The organism is Candidatus Desulfolinea nitratireducens (assembly GCF_982879505.1).
Window position 1 is genome coordinate 1 of record NZ_CEYOSI010000100.1, and the last position, 9,197, is coordinate 9,197.

Genomic DNA, 9,197 nt, shown 5'->3' on the forward strand with positions numbered 1-9,197 from the left:
CCGGGAGCATTTATGCAAGAGGTCTAATATTATATTCAATAATTTTTCGACACACACGTTATCGTTATTTATCTATGCAGGGGTTAATTTTCAACCTGTTCGGGCAGTAACCGGTAAACCTGTATTGGATCTGATTTTCCTTTAAATATTTGACCGCCCATTGGGGAGAGTTTAAAGTTCTCTCGATAAACTCCCAGGGCTTCGTATGTGCCCTCACTGATGATGGCACTGGTCTCACCAAGTACTTTGGTCAGATTTTCAAGACGCTGGGTGATGTTGACGGCATCCCCAATCACAGTATAGTGAAGCCTGTCGGCAGTGCCGACACCTCCCGCAGCGACCTCGCCCGTGTTGATCCCAATGCCGGTTACCATAGGGGGGATGCCCTCTTTCTGGCGTTTTGCATTCATTGCATTAACAGTCTTAAGGATTTCAACCGCTGCAATACAGGCTTGTCGCGCACTTTCTGATGGATCGAGGGTTAGCGGAAGGATCCCAAAAAATGCCATGATTGAATCGCCGATAAATTCACTGGTCACACCGTCATTTGTGTTGATGATCGGGACAATTTCCCCGTAATATTTATTGAGCCATTCCAAAATGGTTTTTGGGGATTCACTTTCTGAGATGACTGTAAATCTGCGGATATCGGTGATCATCATTGTCGCGATGGTACTTTGCCCCTCCAATTTAAGATTTCCGGATTCGATCGTACCTCTTAGTTGATCCCGTACCTGGGGAGTGATCGTGCGCCCTAATAAATCCCTGTATATCTCGCCTTCTTTTAGATTGGAGATCATATAATTAAAGGTGTGGGCCAGTACGGTTAATTCATCTCTCCCCCTGGGCTCCACAGCAACATCCCACTTACCCTGGCTGACTTCAGAAGCAGCAGCAACAACTTCATTTAGCGGTTCCGTGATTCTTCTGGACAGGAGAATCCCAACACTAATGATCATGAGCAGACCGAGGGTAGCGAGAATATATATTTGCACCTGGGTTTGTTGACCTGGACTTACCAAAAAAGATTCTGCTAGAGCTACTCCTACCAGACCAATATCCTGGCCACCGCGCACTTCCCAGGGGCTCAATATCTCACGATAATTAATGCTGCCCACATTCAATGGTCGCGTTTGACTTTCGTTGGCTTGCCGTTCAAAGATCTCCGTGACCGTCTCACCAGGAAGATCAATATTATCAATATCGATCAGCGTTGTTCCCAGGGATATTCCACTGGGATTATATAGGGATACATGCGCAAAAGTATTTTTATCGCCTATTAATAATTCTCTGGTTTCAAGGATCATGGTCGAGACAGATCGTCCCACCAACACTGCGCCGACAAGTTGATTCTGTTCATTGGTAATTGGGCCCGCTACATAGAAGTAATTTCCCCACGGAGCCTGAATGAGACCGGCAAATTTATCTCCCTGATCATCAGAGCTTTGGCTAAGCACTTTTTGAACGAAATCTGCCTCAACAAAAATATTTTCCCCTTTCGAAAAATCAAAGGATGCAGGTCCTCCTTCAGCGTTATGGCGAATTGAAATCAGGGCTACCCCTTGCAAATCGAGAATTTCGATGGCTTCCTCTTGATTATTGATCGCTAAACCTAATACTAGTTCTCGAGTTCTTACCGCATCATTTTCTAAAACAGATTCTGCCAGACCATCAGTGAAGGCCAATTGCCGCATCGTTTCCAGGCGGTTGCCTTCTTCTTCTACCAACCAGGCATTTGTCAATTTCCCAACTTCGATCAGGTTATTAACAAAACGCCTTTCAATTGTATCGATAGCTGCCTGGCTAACAACATAACCGACACCCATGGCCAGCAGCAGAGATAATAAAAGATATGGCAAAATGATCTTTAGGCGGACAGAAAAACGAATTTTTGGAAACGCAGATTGTATACCTCTGCTGTTTTTCTTATCTTCAGAGTCAATATGTTTCAGTTTCTCTAAAGCTTTCTCCACCCAAAAAATGGTAAAAGGTGCACGCAAAAAAACATTGGCCCCAAATCCTTTAACATCCAATTCGCGCGCAAGATCTTTATAGCGAATAGAGATGATCACTCTCACTCCGGGAAATCTATTTTGAAGGGTTCTGAGCAGATCCAAGAGTAACTCCTTGGAAATGTGAAGGTCCAGCACCATCAATTCTGGTTTTTCCCTTTGAAGAATGGAGATTGAATCCTCAACATTTAAAGTGCTGAAAACTTCGTCGCCCCGTTTGCTGAATATATCGGTAAGAGTTTGTTCTGATTCAATCTCAGATTGAACGATGAGAACTTTCATATAACACCCGTTTTATATATTCTCGAATAAATTAATTTTTGTCGCGTTAAAAAAAAGCAGATAAATTGCTACCTGCATAATATTATATCGGCAAAACTCATAAAAGATTACAAATTCGATACAAGATCTGTCTTGAAATACTATTACCGTAATCGGTTTTAGTGGTTTGCTGTCAGGGCTACAAATTATACTGTCTCCTTTTAATGAAATGATTATGGTGGGAATATCTGGATAGATAAATAAAGGCATCAACGCTCAATTCTTCTACACCTCTCCACACGCCACTCTACGTTATAATCCACCCATGCAACTCAAGCAACCCACGACCAACGCCAGCGGCAGTGTGCGCCCCACGCACGTCGAAGTTAATCTCGATTACCTTTGCCAAAACCTGAAAGCCATTCGAGAGAAAACTTCACCCGCCAAGGTGATGATCATTCTCAAGGCCAACGCCTATGGTCACGGCCTGGATGCGGTCGCCCGCCACCTCGCCCCGCACGCCGACTATATCGGCGTCGCCGTCCTTGAAGAGGGCATTATCCTGCGTGAGATGGGCATCCAAACCCCGATCCTTGTTCTGGGTGGCATCTGGGAAGAGCAGATCCCCGAGTTTATCAAACACGATCTCACCCTGACCGCCTCCTCCGTCGAAAGACTGCAGCAAATCGATCGGGTTGCAGAAAACCTCGGCAAAAAAGCCATCGTCCATCTTAAAATCGACACCGGTATGGAGCGGATCGGTGTCCACTATTACAGTGCCCACACATTACAGGAAACTGCATTGGGCTGCAAGCATGTTCTCACAGAGGGCATTTACTCGCACTTTGCCAATTCGGATGCGGAAGATCTGAGTCACGCACGGCTTCAACTTGCTCGTTTCAACGAGGTCCTTCATTTTTACGAAAAACATTCTCTCCCAACCCCACTCCGACACATTGCCAACTCCGGTGCAGTTCTCCAGCTTCCGGAAGCGAATTTCGATATCGTCCGACCGGGCATCCTGCTATACGGTGTGTATCCTTCCGATGAGGTTGAGCGCACCGTCACAGTTAAGCCGGCATTATCCTGGTCATCAAAAGTGGTTTACTTCAAAGTCACCCAGCCCGGGCACCCCGTCTCTTACGGTTCCACATGGCAATCGGACGAGAATGTCCGTGTGGTTACTATTCCCGTCGGCTATGGCGATGGCTACTTCCGTGCCATGTCTGATAAGGCCGAGGTCATTATTCAAGGGGTTAAGGTCCCCCAGGTTGGACGCATTTGCATGGATCAGATAGTCGTCAACCTCGGTCCGGAAGGCAGCGGTTACAACGGCGATAAAGTCGTCCTGATCGGAGAGATGGATGGTCAGCGCATCACCGCCGAAGATCTTGCCCGCTGGGCAGGCACCATTCCCTATGAGATTCTGACCAATATCAATACTCGAGTACCGAGAGTCTATGTGAAAACTGAGAAGTGAAAACTAAGTCCTGAACAATTCCCTCACGCATCACATTTTCCTTCTTACTTGCCTTTTTCTTCCAACCCTTCAATTTATTCTACCAATGCTAACCATCCTCATCCTCATCACATCCACCCTATACGCCTCCGTCGGTCTCGGTGGTGGCTCAGGCTACCTCGCCCTGATGGGCCTCTTCAATTTTGACCCTGCCGTAATGAAACCAACTGCGCTTGGATTAAATATCCTCGTCTCATCCATTGGGACTTATAAATATTCCCGCGCCGGGCATTTCTCCTGGAAGTTATTCTGGCCTTTTGCAGCCACGTCGATTCCCTTAGCGTTTCTTGGTGGACGCCTTAATCTCGATGGTGACATCTACAAAGGCATCGTCGGATTGCTACTGCTATTTGCGGCCACCCGACTCTTCATCACTGCTCACTCAGCAGAAAATAAACCAGTCATTGCACCCCCACTATGGGCAGCTCTCATAAGCGGAGCGCTGATCGGCTTTATCGCCGGGATAACAGGTGTAGGTGGGGCAATCTTCCTAAGCCCACTCGTCCTGATCATGGGCTGGGCAACACCTAAAGAAACAGCAGGCCTCACAATCCTTTTCGTGCTGGTTAACTCGGTTTCAGGTCTGTTTGGCGATTGGAGCAATTCCCTCACCCTGCCACCCCAGACCGTCTATTGGGGAATTGCTGTCATCATCGGCGGCTGGATCGGCGCAGAGTTTGGCAGCCGCAAACTCGAGGGGAATATTACCCGCAATGTTTTGGCCTTTATCCTTTTCCTTGGTGGAATAAGGATTTTTTTCTCTGCATTGGGGTAAAATATATGGTCGGCTAGCCTGGTCGTCCATCTGGTTGTTTGGTCAACTGACCGGCATATAGATATTCAGATCGCAAGACCATCGCAAGGAGTTCAATTGAAAGTTCTACGAAATTACTTAACCCTTTTCGCTAGCGCAGGTATCCTCGTCATCCTCGACCAATGGACAAAAAGCCTCGTTCGCACAAATATTCCCGCTGGCAGCATGTGGCTTCCTGAAGGTTGGGAAAATCTGGCCCCCTACGCCCGTGTCGTTCATTGGCATAATACCGGCGCCGCCTTTGGTATGTTCAAAAATGGGGCCCCCGTCTTCACTATCCTCGCCTTTGTCGTCATCATCGCCATCCTTTTCTTCTATCGCGAAATCGAGCAGGGCGATTGGTTCCTCCGCATCGCTCTAATAATGCAAATGGGTGGTGCGATCGGCAACCTGACGGATCGATTGCTTTTTGAAGGCGTTGTCACCGATTGGATCTCGATTGGCAACTTTGCTGTTTTCAACGTTGCAGATGCAAGCATCAGCGTTGGCACTGCCGTGATGGTGCTCGGAATCTGGATCATGGAAAGGCGCGAGAGGCAAATCAAGAGGGAAAGTGACCCGCAAAATGAATCGGATGGGGAATCACTCACGGGGGAAGAGGCTTCCATTTAATGGACGAACGTCTGGTCGAGCTTCGTTTTGATTCTCCCCAACAGGAGCGGCTAGACCACTTTCTGGTCGAAAATTTGCCGGAATTTTCACGATCCCGTTTGCAGGGAATGATAAAAAATGAATTGGTGACGGTAAACGGTGAGATCGCCAAAAAAACGGGGCTAAAACTAGGACAAGGTGCACAAATCTCAGTACGTATCCTGCAATCGCAGCCGACAGATTTGCAACCCGAAGCCATTCCATTGGATATTATCTTTGAAAATGATGACGTAATTGTGATTAATAAATCTGCCGGGATGGTGGTTCACCCCTCGGCGGGCCACGACTCCGGGACATTGGTTCACGCTGCTCTCGCACATGCCCCCAAGATGGAAGGGATCGGAGGCGAGATTCGCCCCGGCGTAGTCCATCGCCTGGACAAAGACACCTCTGGCATCATCATCATGGCAAAAAATGATGCTGCTCTGCAATCGCTTCAAGCCCAGTTTATGGATCGGTCAGTTAAAAAAGTCTATTTAGCATTGGTAGATGGCGCTCCGCCTACCCCAAAGGGACGAGTCGAAGCCCCGATTGGACGTGACCCCAAGCATCGCAAAAAAATGGCAATTCTCACACCGGGCAAAGGAAGGGATGCGATCAGCGAATATAAAACGCTAGAGAGTTTCGCAGACCACACCCTCTTGGAAGTTTCGATATTGACGGGCCGAACACACCAGATCCGCCTGCATTGCGCCTTTATAGAATCTCCGGTTGCAGGTGATATCTTATACGGTCATCGTAAACAAAAAGTGAAAGTTCCCCGCCAGTTTTTGCACGCCGCTCGTTTGGTAATTATTCTCCCGCATGAAACCAAAGCGCGCACTTTTAAATCTCCCTTGCCTGAAGAATTGGAAAGTGTTTTGGTCGAATTGCGAAAAAAATAGAACGTTGTTTTACACAGATTTGGCAGATTCACTTTGATCGAACAAAGCTAAAGCCATTCGCAATATTCGGTTATTCTCCTAGTTCGTGTTGATATGGTTAACCCTATGAATTCCGGAAATCAAGAAAATCTCTCCAAACCCAAAATATGGCTCCTTGCTATTCGCCCCAAAACCCTGCCCGCCGCCGGGGCAGGTGTGATTTCGGGTTCAGCACTGGCTTTTTATGATGGGGGATTTTCCTTTTGGCCTGCGCTCGCAGCCTTGAGTGGAGCAATTCTTTTGCAAATTGGCAGCAACCTTGCCAATGATGTTTTCGATTATCTGCGTGGAGCAGAGAGCAAAGAAAGACTTGGTCCCATGCGTGTTACGCAGGCGGGTTTGCTCACGCCAAAAGAAGTGCAGCTTGGGATGTGGATCACCTTTGCCCTGGCAGCATTACTAGGGATTTATCTAATTACGGTTGCTGGGTGGGCAATCCTGCTGATCGGCCTGACCGCCATTCTCACCGCAATTGCCTACACTGGCCCGATCAGCGATAAGGGCCTTGGCGATATTTTCGTCTTCCTCTACTTCGGGGTTGCTGCCGTTGTGGGAACCTACTACGTCCAGGCGCTGAAAACATCCTCCGCTGCATGGTGGATGTCCCTCCCAATTGGATTGCTGATCGTCAATATTCTCGTTGTCAACAATCTGCGTGATATTGAGGTTGATCAGTCAGCTGGCAAAATCACCCTGGCCGTGCGGATGGGCGTCTCCGCCACGCGGAAAGAGTATCTCGCCTTACTCATCATCTCTTATCTTGTACTACCAATTCTAGTTCGGATAAATATCATTCCTGGGTGGACGCTGGTTGTCTGGCTCTCGATCCCGTTTGCATGGAAAGTTGCCCGGATCGTGTTAACTGAGACGGGACGTCCACTTAACGCCGCTCTGGCTGGAACAGGGAAGATTGCGTTAATTTATAGCATTTTGTTTTTTGTGGGGATAATTTTGGCAAAAATCTTTTAGATTTTCACTCAGCCATTTCTGTTAAGCATCTCGGAAATGTAAGCCATCTTAATACTATTTTTCAAACACTTCCTTCAGGTATTTTTCTTTATTCGCCAACCGTGCAGTTTTCCCACTAGAAGATTTCAGTATCCATTTTGGCCCTACCACCCGCACATAACGTAGAGCAATAGCTGCATTTTTGGTCACATGCTGACGAAGCGCATCAGATATCTTTTGGCGTTCAGCATCATCCTTTAGATCCGCCTCAGCAACAAGCACTACGTCCTCTGTACCGGAGCGCTCGTCAAATATCCCGAAGACAACAGCACGCCCCTTGTGAACCCCATCCACCTCATAAGCGATCTCCTCAATATCCTGTGGGTACACATTTTTACCGCCAACGATCAGCATATCTTTCTTCCGTCCGGTAACAAATAATTCTCCATTGGAAAGATATCCATAATCCCCGGTCAGGTACCAATCATCAGAAAATGCTTTTTCGGTAATACCAGGGCGGTTGTAATAACCTGACAACATACAGTCGCTTTTTAATATTATCTCACCAATGTTCCCATCCGGTAGATCTTGCCTGGCTTCATCCACCACACGTATATTCGTGTTTGAAATCACTCGACCTGATGACATCAATTTTAGACCAGTTAGTTCATCGTCCGCATGTCGAGCCACCTGATCGCCCAGGAAGGCTTCACGATCAATTATTTCTACAACAGGAGCACCCCTCGGATCAGATTGTGTCACGCCAAAAACATTCTCTGCCATCGCATATGATGTATGTAATGCGCTTTTCTCCAAGCCGTATTTCTTGAATTTTTCATAAAAGGCTTCATGACTCTCCCAACGCACCGGCTCGGAACAATTTACAATCATGCGCCAGGAAGATAGATCAACATCTTCCATGTCACGCTCTCGTACACGCTGGGCACAAAAATTATAGGCAAAGTTGGGCATCCAACTTAACGTGCCACGATATTGCGAAACAGATTGCATCAGGCGGTACGGTGCACGCACCCAATCGAATGGAGACAGCAGAACCAGAGGAATGCGATTCAATACAGGCAATAAGAAACCGGCGATCAAACCCATATCATGATAAAGAGGTAACCAGGAAACCAAAACATCATCTTTAGATAAATGCAAAGCCTGCCCGTAAGCATCCAATTGATTTACTATCGCTTGATGGGACAATGCGACACCCTTTTGCAAACCTGTCGTCCCTGATGAATGCTGAAGCAAAACGATATCATCTTCTTCCCGCCTCAATCCAGATAACATGTTTGCATCCCCTATGTCAACTGGATCAATTTCCTCGGCCAAGATGACCCTCCGCACGGAATCACCTTCCTCTAATGCTGCGCGAACTTCCTCTTCGAATTCAGGATAGGTCACAATTCCGGCCGGCCTGGTCACACCAATCAGCGCTGCCATATCAGCGCGATAGCGTTCCGGGGAAAGTTTTTCCGTCAAAAAGGGCATAATGGACGGAACAGCCCCATGCAATATTGCCCCAAAAAAGGAGAAAATCAATTCCTTCCCATGCTGAAGTATCAGAACTACTACTTCACCTGGCTGAATACCTTGCGATTCAAAAACGCGCGAATAACCCGCTGCGTTTCTAAACAGACCTTCATAGGTGATGGAAAAATCTTCATGCCCCGCATGCTGCAAATATATGGCAACTTGATCAGGAATATCCTGACGGGATTTGATTAATATATCAGAAAGGGTTGTCATTTGTGTTTTAACGGGAGGTGATCAAATCTGACAACTGCTGGAGTGAATCAAAGCTTTCTGCGTTCAACTCGGTGTCTTCTATGCGTACACCAAAGGTATCTTCAATAAAGAGCGCCAAATCCATCAGGCTAAATGAGTCAATTATCCCGCTGGAGATCAAGGGCTCGTCCAGGGAAATCTCTCGACCGGGTTGTTTGAGTATTTCTGTAGCGACAAATTTGGCAATTTGAGATGAAATTGATTGATCCATTATTGGGAATATCCTTTGATTTTAATATTGTCACTTAGCTTCTGTACTGTTCGGGAGATCATGA

8 protein-coding genes are annotated in these 9,197 nt (G+C 47.1%); 5 read left to right on the forward strand and 3 right to left on the reverse strand.

The window, feature by feature from the left end:
* Window positions 1-83: 83 nt before the first annotated feature.
* Complete coding sequence (locus tag AC3DOM_RS10060) at window positions 84-2,294, reverse strand: adenylate/guanylate cyclase domain-containing protein (RefSeq protein ID WP_487918914.1); 2,211 nt, start codon at window positions 2,292-2,294, stop codon at window positions 84-86.
* A gap of 304 nt (window positions 2,295-2,598) precedes the next feature.
* On the opposite strand from AC3DOM_RS10060, the gene alr reads away from it, so the two are divergent.
* The 5 genes from alr to AC3DOM_RS10085 all read left to right on the forward strand — a co-directional run bounded on the left by alr (window position 2,599) and on the right by AC3DOM_RS10085 (window position 7,149).
* Window positions 2,599-3,753: an alanine racemase gene (gene alr, locus AC3DOM_RS10065; RefSeq protein ID WP_487918915.1), complete on the forward strand. Its 1,155-nt coding sequence runs from the start codon at window positions 2,599-2,601 to the stop codon at window positions 3,751-3,753.
* A gap of 85 nt (window positions 3,754-3,838) precedes the next feature.
* Entirely contained in the window at window positions 3,839-4,567 is a 729-nt protein-coding gene (locus AC3DOM_RS10070) for a sulfite exporter TauE/SafE family protein (protein WP_487918916.1), read from the forward strand.
* A gap of 96 nt (window positions 4,568-4,663) precedes the next feature.
* The gene (lspA, locus tag AC3DOM_RS10075) at window positions 4,664-5,218 is read left to right on the forward strand and encodes a signal peptidase II (RefSeq protein WP_487918917.1); all 555 of its coding nucleotides are present in this window, start codon (window positions 4,664-4,666) and stop codon (window positions 5,216-5,218) included.
* Window positions 5,218-6,141 (forward strand): RluA family pseudouridine synthase, encoded by a 924-nt coding sequence (locus AC3DOM_RS10080; RefSeq protein WP_487918918.1) that lies wholly within the window; start codon window positions 5,218-5,220, stop codon window positions 6,139-6,141. Before lspA ends, AC3DOM_RS10080 begins: the two co-directional genes overlap by 1 nt.
* A 105-nt stretch (window positions 6,142-6,246) precedes the next feature.
* Window positions 6,247-7,149 (forward strand): 1,4-dihydroxy-2-naphthoate polyprenyltransferase, encoded by a 903-nt coding sequence (locus AC3DOM_RS10085; RefSeq protein ID WP_487918919.1) that lies wholly within the window; start codon window positions 6,247-6,249, stop codon window positions 7,147-7,149.
* Window positions 7,150-7,203: 54 nt separating this feature from the next.
* Here AC3DOM_RS10085 and AC3DOM_RS10090 read toward each other — a convergent pair whose 3' ends face one another.
* Window positions 7,204-8,883, reverse strand: a complete 1,680-nt coding sequence (locus AC3DOM_RS10090) for an AMP-binding protein (protein ID WP_487918920.1) — start codon at window positions 8,881-8,883, stop codon at window positions 7,204-7,206.
* A gap of 7 nt (window positions 8,884-8,890) precedes the next feature.
* Window positions 8,891-9,133, reverse strand: a complete 243-nt coding sequence (locus tag AC3DOM_RS10095) for an acyl carrier protein (RefSeq protein ID WP_487918921.1) — start codon at window positions 9,131-9,133, stop codon at window positions 8,891-8,893.
* Window positions 9,134-9,197 lie beyond the last annotated feature (64 nt).

Coding starts and splice junctions, on each gene's coding strand:
- AC3DOM_RS10060 (WP_487918914.1), bottom strand. CDS start 2,294: ATGAAAGTTCTCATCGTTCAATCTGAGATTGAATCAGAACAAACTCTT.
- alr (WP_487918915.1), top strand. CDS start 2,599: ATGCAACTCAAGCAACCCACGACCAACGCCAGCGGCAGTGTGCGCCCC.
- AC3DOM_RS10070 (WP_487918916.1), top strand. CDS start 3,839: ATGCTAACCATCCTCATCCTCATCACATCCACCCTATACGCCTCCGTC.
- AC3DOM_RS10080 (WP_487918918.1), top strand. CDS start 5,218: ATGGACGAACGTCTGGTCGAGCTTCGTTTTGATTCTCCCCAACAGGAG.
- AC3DOM_RS10085 (WP_487918919.1), top strand. CDS start 6,247: ATGAATTCCGGAAATCAAGAAAATCTCTCCAAACCCAAAATATGGCTC.
- AC3DOM_RS10090 (WP_487918920.1), bottom strand. CDS start 8,883: ATGACAACCCTTTCTGATATATTAATCAAATCCCGTCAGGATATTCCT.
- AC3DOM_RS10095 (WP_487918921.1), bottom strand. CDS start 9,133: ATGGATCAATCAATTTCATCTCAAATTGCCAAATTTGTCGCTACAGAA.